This is a genomic window from Microcoleus sp. bin38.metabat.b11b12b14.051 (genome assembly GCF_013299165.1).
In the GTDB taxonomy this organism is placed as follows: domain Bacteria; phylum Cyanobacteriota; class Cyanobacteriia; order Cyanobacteriales; family Microcoleaceae; genus Microcoleus.
Genome location: NZ_JAAFKD010000003.1, coordinates 344688 through 361071 on the forward strand (window position 1 = coordinate 344688; position 16384 = coordinate 361071).

Sequence of the window (16384 nt, forward strand, 5' to 3'; positions counted from 1 at the left end):
AGTTGAAATTACGCAATCCACCCGAAAAAAGCTTTACCAAAACTTTAAGAACATCTGCCGGAATATGTGATTTACTAGAAATAAAGAGCGTCGATTTAGCAGACTTAATAATTTAAAACTCAGCCATGACGAAGATTTTTATGGATTGCATTGCTAAAACTAGGATTTACTTGACTTACTCAGCGGCTGTTCTCTGTGCGGCGATCGCACTACAGCCACAACAGGCTTATTCAGCAACGCTATCTAACGGCTGGAATTATGCGATCGATTCCTTCAACGACGGGGTGACAGGGCCGCAAATTGGCGGCGGCGACTTTGAATTTTACGGCATCGCCGTTAAAGAAACATCAGATACAGCTTTCGTCGCCATCAACTCCAATCTAAGTTTAGCAGGATATGCCGACAGCGCCGCTGCCAGAGGTAACATCAACTACGGCGATTTGTTCTTCAACTTTTCCGGTCAAAACTTCGATACAGCTAACGCAAATCGCAACTTATTTGCCGTTCGCTTTGCCGCCGGAAATGACTCAGGGGTCGCTGCAACAGGCGTTTACAGTAATGTTACCGCTAAAAACGTCACCGAAATAAACTCCGGCTTTCTGAATTTAAATCAATTCAACACGACGGTTGCATCGGCAGGCGGAACCCCATCTACGGGCGATTTAGCAGCCACTGACCCGTATTTTAACCAAACTGGAAACTGGACAGTTCTTAACTCAATCGCTACGGGGACAAAAGTTGCAGATATTAATTTTTTAACGCCAGCAAATTTGAGTGCTCTCGGTCTGAATTTTGGTCAATTTAATGCAGTAGGTTCTCAAACAATCGGATTTAGTTTCAATAAATCCGCAATGCCTTCTGGAAGTTATATTGCTAATTTGTTTGCTGAGTGCGCTAATGATGCGATCGCCATTAAAGCCTCGTTTCAGAATGCAGAAGCTGTACCAGAACCTTCTACTTGGTTCGGTACTGTAGTAGGATTGAGCTTTTTAGGTATGGGTGCGGCGAAACGCAAAATGAAGCGCAAGGTTGCTTGAGGCGCTGGATTGTGAGGAACGGGCAAGATGCCCGTTCCACAAAAAGTAAATCTTCTAGTGGAACTGGCATCTTGCCAGTTACCAAACACAAAAACTAAATGTTGGGGTGGAACTGGCCGAAGAGCCAGTTCCTAAATACTCCCAACTTTATCGCGAGATAAAATGCGCCCAAACATTGCCATCTGGGCCCGCAACTTGATTGATGTAGCCGTAGGGATACATCAACTTTCTGCCCTCAGTATCGCTGTAACCGGTGAGGGCATCTCCCCAAGGATCTTGCACGATATAACCGTCAGAATTGTAGCCAATTAAAGTGATAATGTGACCTGCGGCAGTAAAATCTCCTGCTAACACTACGGGCCGCCGATTCAACAATTGCGATCGCACATCCGCCCACTGGCGAGTCGTACTAAAACTCGTCTTAAAGCCGTAAGCCTGAATCAGCGCCGAAAGCACGTTGTGATCGGTTTGAGAACCCTGGCCTGCATAGTCGAAACACCACTGCAACAACTCATCCTCCAACTGTCCGCCCCACTTAGAACGAACGCCGTAATAATACATCACCATGGCGATCGCAGTGACGTTGCAAGTAGACCAGTCAAAACGCGGATTGTCCCGCTGTGAAAAATACGGCACATTCAATTCCACATTGTTCGGAACCGGATCGAAAATTTTATCCCCACGCTTGAACTGAACAAAACTCGGAAAAACATAACCTGTATTGCCAAAATTTTGCACTTCTTCCGTCAGAGAAACTTTCAGGTGATCGGCTTCCAAACCGTAGCTTTCCACGCCGTAAACTCGACCTAAAGGCAGGGTACTTCTCTCGGTAGCAGTCAGCTTCGCAGCATCTACAGGACGTTTTTTAAACACAGTTGGTTGCAGCATTGTCATCGTCAAAGCATCGGGGTCAAAGGCAACTTCTTTGCCGTTTTTCTTGATTTGAACAGACTGCCAATAGATAAATCCTACATTGCCGAAACCGGGAATAGATTCGGCGAGAGTTACTCGAAAATGACCCAAAATGCAGGCATAACCGGTGATAGCGTAGGTGGTGCCTAAAATTAGGTCAGCTACTTGATTGGCAGGGAGTTTCGATGAATCTACTGGTTTACCTTTAATCACTGTTGTTTGAGTTACCAACAGTTGAGCGTTCCCGTTGCTGTTGGGTACGTCGGCTAGGTCAAATTTGAGGATTTTGTTACCTTTGGCAAGCTGAACGTCGGGTTCGTAAAAATAGCCAAAAGTGCCGATCGGCGAAATTGCCGAATCCAGCAGCACCTTGATATGCCCGTCAATAAATCCGTACTTGCTAACCGCTAAAGTCTGACCTGCTTTGACCAGAACTTTTTGCTGGTTGTCGAGGCGGGAAGAATCGACCGGGGCTACCTTAAACCAAGTGTCAGAAAGTAGCTTTAAACTCAAATTTTTGCCGACAGTCAGAGGATCGGAACTGACTGTAATGTAAATTATTTGGCTGCCGACAATGTTACCTTTGCTGTCTGTTGCGCGCAACCTCAGCCACCGAGCTCCGGGTATGCTAAATCCTTTGGGCAAATTGACTTGCCAAGTGCCGACAGTTTGGTTTAGTGTTACGGTTAGGGGCAGTTTGTCCTCAGCTATCACCTCAACTTTTGCTGCTTCTTGCTTGTCAAAAGTACCGGAAAGGGCGATCGACTGATTCACCAAAACCTCCGTCGGGCCTTGATAAGTTAAATTCGGCGCTGGGTTAAAAGATTTGCCTGCGCGACTGAATTGCACGAAATCGGGATAAACGAAACCTGTATTGCCAAAAGGTGGCAAATTTTCAGTCAGCGAGACTTTAACGTGACCTTGTTCGATCGAGAATCCAGAAATGCCGTAAATCATTCCCGCCGGCAAAGTAATTTTTTCTGGCGGTTGCAGGTTGACAGCATCTACCGGCCGCTTTTTTAACGCAGTAGTTTTGACAACTGTCATGGTAACAGCGTTTCTGTCAAAGGAAATTCCCTTGCCGTCTTGCAAAATTTGGACGTGTTGCGAGTACATGAATCCCGAATTGCCAAAGTTGGGAATCGGGCGATCTAGGGTAACTCGAAAATGATTTTCTACGCAAGCGTAGCCGAAAATATTGAAAGTTTCGCCCTGGTAAAATCTGACTTTTTGATTTTGTCCTAAAGTAGCCGAATCTGCGGGGTTGCGCTTTAACCAGGTTTTCTTGTTCACCCACAGCAACTGCATTCCAGGCGGCGGGGCGGGTAGTTGCGCGCGATCGAATATCAGGATTTTGGCGCCTTTGCTGACAAGTACGTGTTTTTCGTAAAAAAAGCCGGACTTTCCCACCGGAGAAATAGGATTATTTAGTTGAACGTTGAGGTGTCCGTCTTCTAAGTCGTAGTCGGTAATTTGATAAGTCTCACCTGCTGGTATTGCCGCTTTTTGCTGATCGTTGAGACTGGCTGAAGGCACTGTTCCGGCTTTTAATTGAGTGTCTTGCAGAGTAATTAACGTAAAGAATTGTTGCGAGGAATTAGAAGCAGGATTAACTTTGATGTTAATTGTTTGCTCTCCGATAACTTTGCCAGTCTTATCAATTGCTTTCACCTGCACAGTGCGAGTACCGACGCTATCAAATCCTTTGTCTAAACCAATGTTCCAAATGCCTGTAGATAAATTTATCCCCGCCTTCAGAGCCTTAGAACCTTCGGCTGCTGTGATTGCCGCCACTTGATTTTTATCAAAAGTGCCAACTAAGACAGAGGCTCGATTGACCTCAATTTCTTGTGGGCCCAAGTAACTCAAAATAATCTTGGTGCTTGTCATTATCTATCCGCCTACTTACTTAATTATTCAGCTACAGCAAGGATAACTTCTCATTTTATCAAACACAACGATCCGATCCCGGACAAAATCGCTCCTAGATTCATTCTACGGGCGGTTGATGCCTTTTAAAGTATCAATTTTTAATGGTTGGCGGGATGTTAGCAAGAAATCTAAATGTAGGTTGCGCCACAAGCACCTTACCCGAATTTAGGCTGGTTGAGAGAATTTGCAGCGCAAATTTTCGGGCTAAAAATTTAATAGGAGTAGGTTATTGCCCCCGATACCTTTCACCCCTCACTTAGGTGATTTTAGATTTTAGATTTTAGATTCAGCGATTGAGGGATTGGGAGATTTTAGATTTTAGTCGTAGGGTGTGTCGCCACGAAAAATTTTTAGTTACATATCGACAATTTCACAGCGACGCACCCGATCGCAATAATTTTATCAACAAACACAAAATTTATTGTGTAGCAATCTTTTGTAAAAAAAGTATTACAAAAAAAACCCGGTTTCTACGATAATATTGCGTTAGCAACGAGATATCTCGGAAGAAACCGGATTTTTAGCCCTTTAGTGCGTTCAGGAATGTTAGGGCGACGGCGACTAAACTATGGTGACAAGAATATCTTGAGCGTGAGAGTCAACTTTCAGATTATCTCCTTCATAAACCTGAATAATTTTGCCCGTACCGTCGATGACAAAAGTAACACGCTTGGAATAATCACCTTTCTCAACATCGTAAGCTTTGGTAATCGCGCCATCAACATCTGCTAATAGCTGAAAAGGCAAACCGTACTTCTCAGTGAACTTTTGGTGCGATTCTTCATTGTCACGGCTAACACCGAGAACTACTATATCTTTGCCTTTGTATTCTTCATGGGCTGCTTTGAAGCTTTGAGCTTGTCTGGTGCAGCCGGGGGTGTCATCTTTGGGGTAGAAATACAAGATTACGGTTTTACCGGCGAATTCGGAGAGGGAGACGGTTTTGCCGTTGGTGTCTTTGGCGGTGAATTGAGGTGCAGCACACCCTACTGGTAATGTCATAATTTTGTTGACCTTGCGATTGATAAAGCTATTTTAGTTGATTTTGGGCTGTTGTTGTCAATATCTTAAATTTAGATTCGGAATTGAGTGTCCGTTAGAAAAAATCTGCCTTTGGGAATAGTTTTTCTACCGTAATTTGATGCCTTGACTTGGGGGCGATCTCGTGTTAGATTGTGGGCGTGTACTCCGAATTTTATGACGCTATTAAACTTGATAAAGTAAGTAAAATATGATAGATTTTTACACTGTTATTATTCGCAAAAGTGCCGAATATTGGGTAGCTTTGTGTTTGGAAAATGGATTAGTAGGACAAGGCAACACTCCCGAACAATCCATCGATAAACTCAAACAGGCGATCGAGTCTTTTTCGGAAGTTTATGAAACTGAATCAGATATTTATCTCAGTCCTCTGGCTATTAATGAGTTGCATGAGTTTCTTACTTTAGAAGATGCGGAAGCTTCAGACACTTATGAACTAAGAAAAGTTTATGCCTAAAAATATTCCTGTGAAGCTATAAATACTTGTTGGCAACCCAGCAAGAGGCTAGCCTAAAATGCCATTTATAGTCAAACTCGTCTAACCTGTTCTAAAATAGAAGAGACATCCTATATTAATTCTCTACCATGTCGATCGCCATAATTCAAGAACACATCGAAATCACCCCTGGAGTCTGTGGTGGAAAACCTCGGATCGCCGGACATCGCATCCGAGTTCAGGATATTGTTGTTTGGCACGAACAAATGGGAATGTCACCAGACGAAATTCTGTATCATTATCCGAGTATTACTTTATCTGATATCTATGCAGCTTTAGCTTATTATCACGATCGCCCAGATGAAATTCGGTCTGCGATCGAAGCAGATGCAGAATTTGCCCGCCAATTGAAAGCTCAAACCCCATCGCTATTGCAACAAAAATTAAAAACTCGTCAGCATGGCTAAGATTAAATTTCATCATTAATCTTGACAACAAGTTCTAACATATTCTCGAACAACAAGAGATAAATCAAACAATACTTGCTCTCCTTGTATTCTTTTGAGTAAATAACGTTGATGCAATGATTCCAACCCATTCATTAAGTCCATTGATGAGAGAGATAAACTTTGTCTTAAATCTTCTCTTGACACAGGTCTATCCAATTTACTTAAATGTAAAACAATCTCTTGTTCTCTGGGTGATAGTCGTTTGAATAATTCAGTCAACCGAGGTTTCATGTCTTTGGTGATGATTAAACTATCTTCTTTCAAGAAATCAGCGACTTTGCCCCCAAAAATATTTTTAATTAAGCTGACAATATCTTTTAGATAAACGGGATTACCTTCATATAACTTTATAATTTTCGCCCAAGCTTCATCATCATTTAATCCCCAATTTTTCAGGATTGACATATTCTCTAATCCTTCTAACTCTAAGCAATTAATAGGATATAATTCCTCATCTAAGCAAATCATTTCTTGACATTGTTCCTGACTAATTAAGATTAAACTACTTTGATGTTCAATATTTGTTATCATGGTTAACAAGTTGTGGTAATTCTTATATTCTGTTTTGAATTGTCCTGCCAATTCTCCCTTGATAAATAGTTCTTGCAAATCATCAAGGATAATTAAACATCTTTGCTGACGTAAAATATTAAAAAGTTGAGTTAACTTATTGTCAGGTTGAACAGGAGCATCATTAACACCTGTTAGAATTTCAGTAATAATGCCATCTAAAGATTGAGATAGTTTGAGGTTTTTCCAGATGACTACATCAAAATCTTGTAAATTAAGATCGACAAACTGTTTGACTAGGGTAGTTTTACCTATTCCGCTTAAGCCTAAAACTGAGATTAGACGAGTATTTTGATGAGTTAGCCAATGGGATAGGGTTTGAAGTTCGGTTGTGCGATCGTAAAAATGGGTGATTTTAGGGGCTAGAGTTAAATCGTTATACCCTGTGCTTTTCGTTGGCTTCTCTTCATCAGCAATAGATTGATTTGTATCTGCTTGATGAGAATTAGGACACCAATTAATTTTACTATTTACTAAGCCGACAAACTGAGAATTTATCACTCTTTCAATCGTCCAAGAAAAATTATGTCTACTAATATCTTCATCTAGCTGTTCGGATAAAATCTTAAATAACTTACGACTAACATCTCCAATATAGTTTTTACTTTTATACCCACATTTCTCTGCAATCTCACTGTAAGTTTTACCTTCCCACAGTCCCTTAACAACAGCTTTTTCTAGGTCGTCGAGGTGTTCTCCTGTTTGTTTCTCGACTACCCGATCGACAAATTGTAAAATTTCTGTAATATTCATTTAAGTCATAAGGGGTATGGATTTTAGCTATTATAGCTTAATATAAACCAATAAAATCAGGTTTTTTCTGGTTTGTACTTAATATTTTGTTATAAATAATTCAATAAAATCTGTTTTTTTCAGTTAGCGGTGTTACGAACAGGATATTTATCATGGAGAAGATTTAACTTTACCGCTCTGAAAAACATTATGGATTTACGAGCTTTAGTCCAAGATTTAGCAAGAGACATTCTGGGCGATCAGAAGATGTCGGAGGAGGATTTTGAGAAAATCTACCACATGATTGAAGACAAGGTAGATAATGAACCACCGCCTCGTTTTGCTTTTATTGGTGAAACAGGAGTAGGAAAATCCTCTACACTGAATGCACTTTTTAACGCCGGTTTAGAGGTGAGCCATATCGAAGCTTGTACCCAAGAAGCAACAGGAATTGAAGTATCTTTTAATCAAGTTGAAGGTGTTAATGGAGCATTAGTTGCTTATGATATGCCTGGACTGGGTGAAAGTCGCTTAAAACAAAAAGAACACATTGCACTTTATGAAAAAGTGTTAAAAGACGTAGATGTTGCCTTGTGGATTTTAGATGCACAAAATCGGGCGATCGCGTCAGTACAGCAATATTTAGAAACTGAACTCAAAGCAGTTAATCCTAGACTTTTAGATCGGATGGTAATTGCTTTAAATAAAGTGGATTTAGTGCATTCTGGGGGAACAGCTTGGATTGAAATAGCTAATTTACCGAGTGAAGAACAAGAAAAAAATATCGAAGGAAGAATCCGTGATGTTCAAAGAAAAGTTCGGGAAGTATTGCCAAATTGGAAAGGAACAATTATAGGATATTCTGCCAACAGACGCTACAACTTACCTCAACTTTTTGATGCCATGATGGATGCTGTACCTAACAAAAGAAGATGGGTAGTTGCATCTCGTAAAGCATTAGCTGATTTTCTGGAATTGGTCGATCCTCAGTTATTACCACCAGAAAAAAGACGAGAAAGAGCAACTCATCAACAACCTCAACCTTCAAAGATGTCTGATATTGTTGCTAGTATGCCTCCTGAAGAATTTGCTAAATTTGCTGGAGATAAAAAAGCATTTTTAGCCTGGCTAAAACAACAAGAAATTTAATTCAACATCTGGTGCATCTCAAGTCAAATTAAAAAACAGGAGATTTATCCATGAGAGAAGTTCCCAATGAAAACTATATTCCGAGTGATGACGCAGCTAAAATTAGACAGAGATTACTAAATCACATCGGCGGTATGAGTGATGCTGAATTGAGGATAGCTGCGAAATCTGAAGCAAGTTTAAGAGCTTTTGTAGCCGATCTATTTAAGTCAATTGCTAGACTGTTTGGCTATATTGTGGGACAAGTAGTTGGTGTTGCCAGAGATATAGTGAGATCGATAGGTGACGGATGGTCAGAAGGCTGGAAAGCTGGATTAGGTTAAACTCTGCTTGTATTATCTCAATACCTCTACATTACTTTTTTGTATGTAGAGGTCAAATTATTTATTTGTTTTAAACTAATAATCATGAGTGAATGGATAGCATTTCCTTTTCCTAAATGCCCAAGTTGTGGTAAACAATGGGGCAAAAGCTATCATAAAGATTGTCTTTTTAATGGTCAATTACTCGTTGAACCTTATCAAAGACAGGTTAAATGTGAATCTTGTAGCGCTCAGTGGTATATTCTCGATAGTAAATTTCACTGTTCTTGTGGGTATCAATTTTATCCTTCAGAAGTGGAAGATGCTCTCTCCACAACTCAGCTATTAAGACAGCGTTTACTTCAAAAACTCAATGAAATGGATAGTTATGAAAAAAGCATTATTTCCAAATCAAACAGTTCTTTTCAACAATGGATACATGATATTAGTTATGAGATAGCAAGAGCATTGGGGACAACAATATCAAAAGCCCAAGAAGTTATTAAAAATTTCTTTGATAAGTGGTCATTGTAGCTAAGATCCTAATAGCGTCATAGTCTTTGCGATTGCTTCGCGGGGACGCTCGCAATGACATTAGCGTTAACTGAACCGTATTGTGTCATATTTGGGTATATTTTTCAGAACTCTACTTTGCTGACTCTAAATAGGTAATCATAAAAATATACTACCTATTCTGAGCCAAATCAATGACTTTTATCCCATCCGAAGCGTTTAAATCAATTAGTTATCCCGATCGCACGGTAAAAAGAGCCGATCGCGCGATCCGGTGCGCCCCTTTTCAATTACACTTCTTCCAGACCATCCGCGATAACAGCGTTTTCCTCAGTGCGATCGCCTCAAATGCGGGTGTTGAAAGCGGCTACACCCGATCGCCCGTAGCCGAACTCGCAGCCGAAAACTCCCTGCTGTGGCTGATTCAAGTCGGCGTGTTGCGGCGCGAAGTAGATGGACAAGGTATTACCGATAGTTTTAGACTCACGCCGCTGGGCCGCCAACTTGTGGAAAAATGGGAACAGCAAGGAAATAGTTTACCGACTGCTTCATTGTGCGATCGTCTGGGAAATTCTGTCAGCCGCGGGTTCGGGTTGTTCTCGTAATCGGAATTTCTATAACCGCAGATTTAAAGCAGATAAACACGGATAAACGTAGATAATTTCAGAATACGAAAGCTTGGGAGTGCAATCTTGTCTAATGGTTCAAGCCCGCACTAAACCTTTGACTCTCGATGAATTTCTCAAACGGCCGGAAACCAAACCAGCCAGCGAATTCACCGACGGTCAAATTATCCAAAAACCTATGCCGCAAGGAAAACACAGCACGATTCAAAGCGATTTGGGTGGTGACATCAACCGGGTACTCAAACCCCAACGCATCGCCCGCGCCTATCCAGAATTGCGCTGTACCTTTGGCGGTCGATCGACTGTACCAGATATTGCAGTCTTTACCTGGGAACGGATTCCCCGCGACGAGAACGGCGCAGTAGCTAACATTTTCGCGATCGCCCCCGACTGGACAATCGAAATTCTTTCCCCCGACCAAAGTCAAACCAAAGTCGTCCGCAACATTCTTCACTGTATCGCCTGCGGAACTCAGATGGGCTGGCTGATTGACGCGGAAGAACAACTGGTATTTGTCTATTTTGCCGATCGCACGATAGCAGTTTTTGAACAACCGGACGATCGCATCCCCGTTCCCGCCTTTGCTGAATCCTTTAGTCTCACCGTCGGTCAAATGTTCGGTTGGCTGACCCAGTAGCGTAATCTGGATTTATGAATGATTTTTTAACCACAGAGGCCGCAGAGGGCGCAGAGTTAGAGAAGAGAGGGTAGGTTACGGATTTGCTTTGAGCGAATGTGCGATCGATCGCTTATACTGGGATATCTGGTTGTCAGCTCTTCAAGGACGAGAGAGGACGGTCGTCCTCACTACAAACTTAATTATGATTATTAAACCGGACTTGATATCAACTCTCAATTAACCGCTAACTACTAACAACTAAGTACAAAAAACGTTTCTCAAAAATGGAAGCTAAATCTTACAAAGACACGGTAAATTTGCCCAAAACTAAGTTTGATATGCGCGCCAACGCCGTCAAGCGCGAACCGGAATTGCAACAATTTTGGGCAGATCAAGATATCTACGATCGCCTTTCCCAGGATAACCCAGGCGATTTGTTCATCCTCCACGACGGGCCGCCCTACGCTAACGGACAACTCCACATTGGCCACGCCCTTAACAAAATCCTCAAGGATTTTATCAACCGCTATCAAATGCTGCGCGGTAAAAAAGTTCGCTATGTTCCTGGTTGGGATTGTCATGGATTGCCGATCGAACTTAAGGTATTGCAGAACATGAAATCGGACGATCGGCTAAATCTTACTCCGATCGATCTCCGCCGTAAAGCCGCCGCCTTCGCACAGCAAACAATGGAGCAGCAGCGCGCATCTTTTCAGCGCTACGGCGTTTGGGGCGACTGGGAAAAACCGTATTTAACTCTGAAACCCGAATACGAAGCAGCACAAATCGGCGTTTTCGGTGAAATGGTGCTCAAAGGCTACATCTTTCGCGGCTTCAAACCCGTGCACTGGAGTCCGAGCTCGAAAACAGCTCTCGCTGAAGCTGAATTGGAATATCCCGAAGGCCACGTTTCGCGCAGCATCTACGTCGGCTTTCACGTGAGAAATTTGTCAAAATCTCTGCAAACAAAGCTCAAGCGCTATATGCCGAGCCTCTGGGCGGCGATTTGGACGACTACTCCTTGGACAATTCCGGCTAACTTGGCGATCGCAGTCAATCCCGAACTGATGTATGCAGTGGTGGAACCGCCGGCAAATTCCCACATCGCACAACAATTTATGTTAGTCGCTGTCGATGCGGTCGATCGACTGTCGGCAACTTTCAACACAGAATTAAAAATCCTGGCTACTTTCCCAGGTAAAGATTTAGAAGGTTCCACCTACAAACATCCGTTGTTCGATCGCGAAAGCCCGATCGTGGCTGGCGGCGACTACATTACCGCTGACTCAGGAACCGGATTGGTGCACACTGCGCCGGGCCACGGACAAGAAGATTTTATCGTTGGGAAACGCTGTGGTTTACCAGTTTTAACGCCCGTTGATGAAAACGGAAATTTCACCGCCGAAGCTGGAGTCTTCGCAGGTTTAAATGTCCTCGGAAATGGCAATGCCGCAGTCATTGATGCCCTTGCCGAAGTAAATTGTTTGATTAAAGAGGAAGCTTATCCTCACTCGTATCCTTACGATTGGCGCACTAAAAAGCCGACGATTTTTCGGGCGACGGAACAGTGGTTTGCGTCGGTTGAAGGGTTCCGGGATGAAGCTTTAAAGGCGATCGCCGGTGTGAATTGGATTCCCGCCCAAGGGGAAAATCGGATTACGGCCATGGTTAGCGATCGATCGGATTGGTGTATTTCTCGCCAGCGGACTTGGGGCGTGCCGATTCCTGTGTTTTATGACGAAGAAACCAACGAACCGCTGTTGAATGCAGAGACGATCGCCCACGTCCAAGCTATCTTTGCAGACAAAGGTTCCGATGCTTGGTGGGAAATGTCGATCGCCGAATTGCTACCGGAATCTTACCGCAACAACGGCCGCACTTACCGCAAGGGAACAGACACGATGGATGTGTGGTTTGACTCGGGTTCTTCCTGGGCGGCAGTTGCAAAAGGGCGATCGGAATTAAACTATCCTGCTGATATCTATTTGGAAGGTTCAGACCAACATCGTGGCTGGTTTCAATCGAGCTTACTCACCAGTGTAGCAACTAACGGCGTTGCTCCTTACAAAACTGTTTTAACTCACGGTTTTGTACTCGATGAAAAAGGTCGCAAGATGAGTAAATCTGAAGGCAATGTCGTCGATCCGGCGTTAGTCATCAAGGAATATGGCGCTGATGTTTTGCGATTGTGGGTGTCTTCGGTAGACTATTCCGCCGATGTGCCTTTGGGCAAAAATATTCTGAAACAACAGTCGGATGTTTACCGCAAGATTCGCAATACAGCTAAGTTTTTGCTGGGCAATTTGCACGACTTCGATCCGGCAAAAGATGCCGTTGCTTACGAAGATTTGCCGGAACTCGATCGCTATATGCTGCACAGAATGGGCGAAGTATTTGCGGAAGTTCAAGATGCTTTTGACAGCTTCCAATTTTCGCGATTCTTCCAAACAGTGCAGAATTTCTGTACCGTGGATTTATCTAATTTTTACTTGGATATTGCCAAAGATCGACTTTACATCAGCGCCACAGATTCACCGCGTCGCCGCAGTTGTCAGACAGTGATTGCGATCGCCGTCGAGAATTTAGCACGGGCGATCGCACCTGTGTTGTGTCACATGGCTGAGGATATTTGGCAGTACCTCCCCTATCAGACTCCCTACCAGTCAGTATTTGAGGCTGGTTGGGTGCAACTCGATGCTTCATGGCACAATCCAGAATTGGCGACTCGCTGGCAATATTTGCGGCAAGTACGCGCGGAAGTTAACAAGGTTTTGGAACAGGCGAGGACTCAAAAGGCGATCGGTTCTTCTTTGGAAGCTAAGGTTTTATTGTACGTTCCCGATGTCGCCAAAAGAGAACAATTGCAAGCTTTCAATCCCAGCAGCGAAGAATTGATGGATTACGTGCGATCGCAAAATGCAGCGATCGAGTTAGCCGCAGAGGAGAAAGCCAAAGCAGTACAAGACAAACAAGAAGCACAAGCAGCAAGTGTTGCCAAAGTCTTGACAGAAAAGACTGTTCATGTAGAAGAAGAAACAATTGCCAATGATGGTGATGCACCTTCCGAGATTGTAGAGTATTCTACCCCGGAAGCATCGGCTTTAGATTTACAGCAAATGTTAGATAAAAGCGCCCAGTTTGTGGCAGATTTACCTAACTATGCAGGCAAATTTTTTACAGAATACCAAACAGTTTGGGTAGCGTTGGGGCTGTTAGCTTCTGTGGCGATAACGGGTAGAGTAACCCTGGCAGTTTTGGATACGATGAATCAAATTCCGGTACTGGGCGGATTGTTTGAAGTCATCGGTATCTTATTTACAATGTGGTTTGCTTTCCGTCACTTGCTGTTTGCAGAAAGCCGTCAAAAAATGGCACAAACAATTGATTCCATGACAGCAGACGTGTTTGGAAAGTCAACGGCGCTGGTACTTGTAGAAACACAGGCGATCGTCCTTTCACTTCCAGTAGAGACAGCCATTGTACCAGTACAGCCGATCGCACAAACAGCCGCAGCCGAAACAGTGTTTGCAGAAACACCTGCAATCCCGCAAGCAGAATTAAGCGCGATCGCACCCAAACCAGAAATTCCGGCTGAAATAACTGTACGCGATCGTTCTGCAAGTGCTAGCAACGGCGTAGACGAACTGCGGTACTTATTTATTACATCAGAAGTCGAACTGGTTGAATCGAACGTAGTGATGCAGGAATTGCCTTACAGTTACCAATCTCCAGAGATGGCGATTGGTGTAGTTAAAGCAGACGGCGAAAAGTGCGATCGATGCTGGAACTATTCTACTCATGTCACAGAGGCGATCGAACATCCGCTAATTTGCGAACGTTGCGTCTCAGCCGTTGACGGCAAATTCTAACCACCCTCTTCAACCCGCGGAGGCGGGTTTCGTCTGTGTAGACGCGGTTTCAACCGCCGTCTCCAACCGCCGCCTCCCGTCTCCAACCCGCGGAGGTGTTCGGCGAGCGAAGTCGAGTCGCGGGTTTCGTCTGTGTAGACGCGGTTTCAACCGCCGTCTCCAACCGCCCCGCCTCCAACCCGCGGAGGTGTTCGGCGAGCGAAGTCGAGTCGCGGGTTTCGTCTGTGTAGACGCGGTTTCAACCGCCGTCTCCAACCGCCTCCCGTCTCCAACCCGCGGAGGTGTTCGGCGAGCGAAGTCGAGTCGCGGGTTTCGTCTGTGTAGACGCGGTTTCAACCGCCGTCTCCAACCGCCCCGCCTCCAAATCTTAAAAATTCATTTATTATCCTCATCATCGCTTTTTACAACCCTACGTTTCCCCCACAAATCCAAACAAAAAATCACAACAGAAACCAACAAAAACACAATTGCTGGAACAATCCAAAAAGCACCGCCTGAAATCAGAATATCGCCATCTGGCGTCGTACAGCTAGAACTAGCAGCCTCGATACAGTCTCGCCATTTCCAGTACCGCACGTAAAACAGATAAAAGAACAATGAAGAAATAAACAGACAGATACTCAGCGGAACATAATACATAAGCCTGAATAAGTCGATTGAATATTTTTGCTATTTGTTCTTAAAAAAACGGCAGACAAATTCACCAGAGTTGCTTTCTCCAAACGCCGAAATAGTCCCATCTTGCTTAACTGTAGTGCGATCGCGGCAATTGTAGACTTCCAAAGGCTGTTTCACTCCATCCACACTCAGAATCACCCTGTATTCCCAATAGTTTTTCGCACTGCGTTTGATATCGACAATGCAAATATCGCGCCCTTGATAATTGCGGCAGACAGAAGCCTCAGCCGGAAGTGCGGCGCAGAAACAAGAGATTAATAGCACCAAATAGCAAACATATTTCATCATAGGCAATCTATTCTACCGCATAACCAGTATACTTTCGCATAAACGGGGGCTGAAATCCCCAAACAATATCCTCCTTTGGAACTCCGGCTATTACTAAATCCTCAGCAATATCATCCTCAGTCGCATTCCATTGCAGCCAAATTTTGCCACCTTTGATATCAATGTGAATGCTACAGTGATGCACCCTAGTCTGTTTATCCCAGCCCACATAGAAGATTTGGTAATGATCTCGTTCTGTATCCAGAATGGTCTCGACTTCAATGTCTCCGTGAGCAGGTTTGCGATTGCCGTACTCCATTAATATTTGCTGCACAATTTGCCGATATTTGATTAGTTTTTCCATTCTACAATTCCCTCAATTGCTGCATCGTAAACTATCATATTTACCTGATTTTCCTCCACCCTTGCTTTGGGAAAATCTAGTTGAAAAAATTCTTCATAAGTTATTAATGGCACAGCCAAGTACAAAATGCGATCGGGTTCTTTTTGTTTCAGTGCAGCTCGGTAATTAATGAACTGGCCCAAAGCTCTGTGGAATTCGGAGATTGCTGACGATTTTGCCAAAAAGCTTTTAACTTCAACGGCAATTTTTTCTCCTTGTCTTTCTGCTGCAATTAGCCTTTCTGCTCCTAGATCGATCGACATATCTACACCGCCCACACTAATCGGAAACGGATCGTGGGTAATATGCCAGCCTTCTTTTTGCAAAGCTGTTTTGACAACTTCATGAAAAACATCTCTGGCAGACATAATATATTGATACCTAACTTACTGATCTCTATCTTACCTTTTTTGAAGCCAACTGGTAGTAGTATCTGTAGGGTGTGTCGCCATCGACAATCTCTAAAAAAGAGCGAAAATTTAATAGCGACGCACCTTACTATCGAATAAGGTGCGTCGCCATGAGATTGTCGATCGCCTTTAGGGATTTTCTAGGGCGACGCACCCTACAAATACTGTATACTTTAGCAGTTGGCTGCTGTGCAGAGGTAGCATAGCATAGGTTTGACCGTCGTCGTCGCTGAAGTCAACTTCGTAAACTTCCGGCGCTAAAACCTCGACGATTGTACCGACTTGACCGGCAAGTAAATTACAATCGGGTAAATCTTCTTTGATGGTAACAATATCGAGTAATTCTAATTTGGCGATCGCCTTTACCATAATTTACCTC

At 43.5% G+C, this 16384-nt stretch carries 17 protein-coding genes; 9 read left to right on the plus strand and 8 right to left on the minus strand.

Annotation, left to right across the window (positions count from 1 at the left end; translation table 11 throughout):
• Nucleotides 1-125: 125 nt before the first annotated feature.
• Nucleotides 126-1037: an XDD3 family exosortase-dependent surface protein gene (locus QZW47_RS05775; protein ID WP_293124929.1), complete on the plus strand. Its 912-nt coding sequence runs from the start codon at nt 126-128 to the stop codon at nt 1035-1037.
• Between the two features lie 147 nt (nt 1038-1184).
• Here QZW47_RS05775 and QZW47_RS05780 read toward each other — a convergent pair whose 3' ends face one another.
• Nucleotides 1185-3839 (minus strand): C39 family peptidase, encoded by a 2655-nt coding sequence (locus tag QZW47_RS05780; protein ID WP_293124931.1) that lies wholly within the window; start codon nt 3837-3839, stop codon nt 1185-1187.
• Nucleotides 3840-4442: 603 nt separating this feature from the next.
• Complete coding sequence (locus tag QZW47_RS05785) at nt 4443-4883, minus strand: peroxiredoxin (RefSeq protein ID WP_293124933.1); 441 nt, start codon at nt 4881-4883, stop codon at nt 4443-4445.
• Between the two features lie 229 nt (nt 4884-5112).
• Here QZW47_RS05785 and QZW47_RS05790 point away from each other — a divergent pair, with 229 nt between their 5' ends.
• A complete protein-coding gene (locus QZW47_RS05790; protein WP_293124935.1) occupies nt 5113-5379 on the plus strand; it encodes a hypothetical protein in 267 nt (88 codons plus the stop codon).
• A 128-nt stretch (nt 5380-5507) separates the two neighbouring features.
• Nucleotides 5508-5825, plus strand: coding sequence for a DUF433 domain-containing protein (locus QZW47_RS05795; protein WP_293124937.1), 318 nt, complete (start codon nt 5508-5510; stop codon nt 5823-5825).
• A gap of 15 nt (nt 5826-5840) precedes the next feature.
• Here QZW47_RS05795 and QZW47_RS05800 read toward each other — a convergent pair whose 3' ends face one another.
• Nucleotides 5841-7190 carry an NB-ARC domain-containing protein gene (locus tag QZW47_RS05800; RefSeq protein WP_293124939.1) on the minus strand — a complete coding sequence of 450 codons (1350 nt, stop codon included), beginning with the start codon at nt 7188-7190 and terminating at the stop codon, nt 5841-5843.
• 189 nt (nt 7191-7379) lie between these two features.
• On the opposite strand from QZW47_RS05800, the gene QZW47_RS05805 reads away from it, so the two are divergent.
• The 6 genes from QZW47_RS05805 to ileS all read left to right on the plus strand — a co-directional run bounded on the left by QZW47_RS05805 (nt 7380) and on the right by ileS (nt 14247).
• Nucleotides 7380-8318, plus strand: a complete 939-nt coding sequence (locus tag QZW47_RS05805) for a GTPase (RefSeq protein ID WP_293124941.1) — start codon at nt 7380-7382, stop codon at nt 8316-8318.
• Nucleotides 8319-8368: 50 nt separating this feature from the next.
• The gene (locus QZW47_RS05810; RefSeq protein ID WP_293124943.1) at nt 8369-8641 is read left to right on the plus strand and encodes a hypothetical protein; all 273 of its coding nucleotides are present in this window, start codon (nt 8369-8371) and stop codon (nt 8639-8641) included.
• 84 nt (nt 8642-8725) lie between these two features.
• The gene (locus QZW47_RS05815) at nt 8726-9154 is read left to right on the plus strand and encodes a hypothetical protein (protein ID WP_293124945.1); all 429 of its coding nucleotides are present in this window, start codon (nt 8726-8728) and stop codon (nt 9152-9154) included.
• A 173-nt stretch (nt 9155-9327) separates the two neighbouring features.
• Entirely contained in the window at nt 9328-9738 is a 411-nt protein-coding gene (locus tag QZW47_RS05820; protein WP_293124947.1) for an Npun_F0494 family protein, read from the plus strand.
• A 94-nt stretch (nt 9739-9832) separates the two neighbouring features.
• Entirely contained in the window at nt 9833-10396 is a 564-nt protein-coding gene (locus tag QZW47_RS05825; protein WP_293124949.1) for a Uma2 family endonuclease, read from the plus strand.
• A gap of 266 nt (nt 10397-10662) precedes the next feature.
• Nucleotides 10663-14247 carry an isoleucine--tRNA ligase gene (gene ileS / locus QZW47_RS05830; protein WP_293124951.1) on the plus strand — a complete coding sequence of 1195 codons (3585 nt, stop codon included), beginning with the start codon at nt 10663-10665 and terminating at the stop codon, nt 14245-14247.
• A gap of 375 nt (nt 14248-14622) precedes the next feature.
• On the opposite strand, the gene QZW47_RS05835 is transcribed toward ileS, so the two are convergent.
• The 5 genes from QZW47_RS05835 to QZW47_RS05855 form a co-directional block, all read right to left on the minus strand.
• Entirely contained in the window at nt 14623-14886 is a 264-nt protein-coding gene (locus QZW47_RS05835) for a hypothetical protein (RefSeq protein WP_293124953.1), read from the minus strand.
• Between the two features lie 30 nt (nt 14887-14916).
• Nucleotides 14917-15213, minus strand: coding sequence for a hypothetical protein (locus QZW47_RS05840; RefSeq protein WP_293124955.1), 297 nt, complete (start codon nt 15211-15213; stop codon nt 14917-14919).
• 7 nt (nt 15214-15220) lie between these two features.
• Nucleotides 15221-15556, minus strand: a complete 336-nt coding sequence (locus QZW47_RS05845) for a XisI protein (protein ID WP_293124957.1) — start codon at nt 15554-15556, stop codon at nt 15221-15223.
• The gene (locus QZW47_RS05850) at nt 15544-15963 is read right to left on the minus strand and encodes a XisH family protein (protein ID WP_293124959.1); all 420 of its coding nucleotides are present in this window, start codon (nt 15961-15963) and stop codon (nt 15544-15546) included. The genes QZW47_RS05845 and QZW47_RS05850 overlap by 13 nt, the downstream gene beginning before the upstream one ends.
• Before the next feature lie 171 nt (nt 15964-16134).
• Complete coding sequence (locus QZW47_RS05855; RefSeq protein ID WP_293124961.1) at nt 16135-16374, minus strand: DUF4926 domain-containing protein; 240 nt, start codon at nt 16372-16374, stop codon at nt 16135-16137.
• Between the last annotated feature and the right edge of the window lie 10 nt (nt 16375-16384).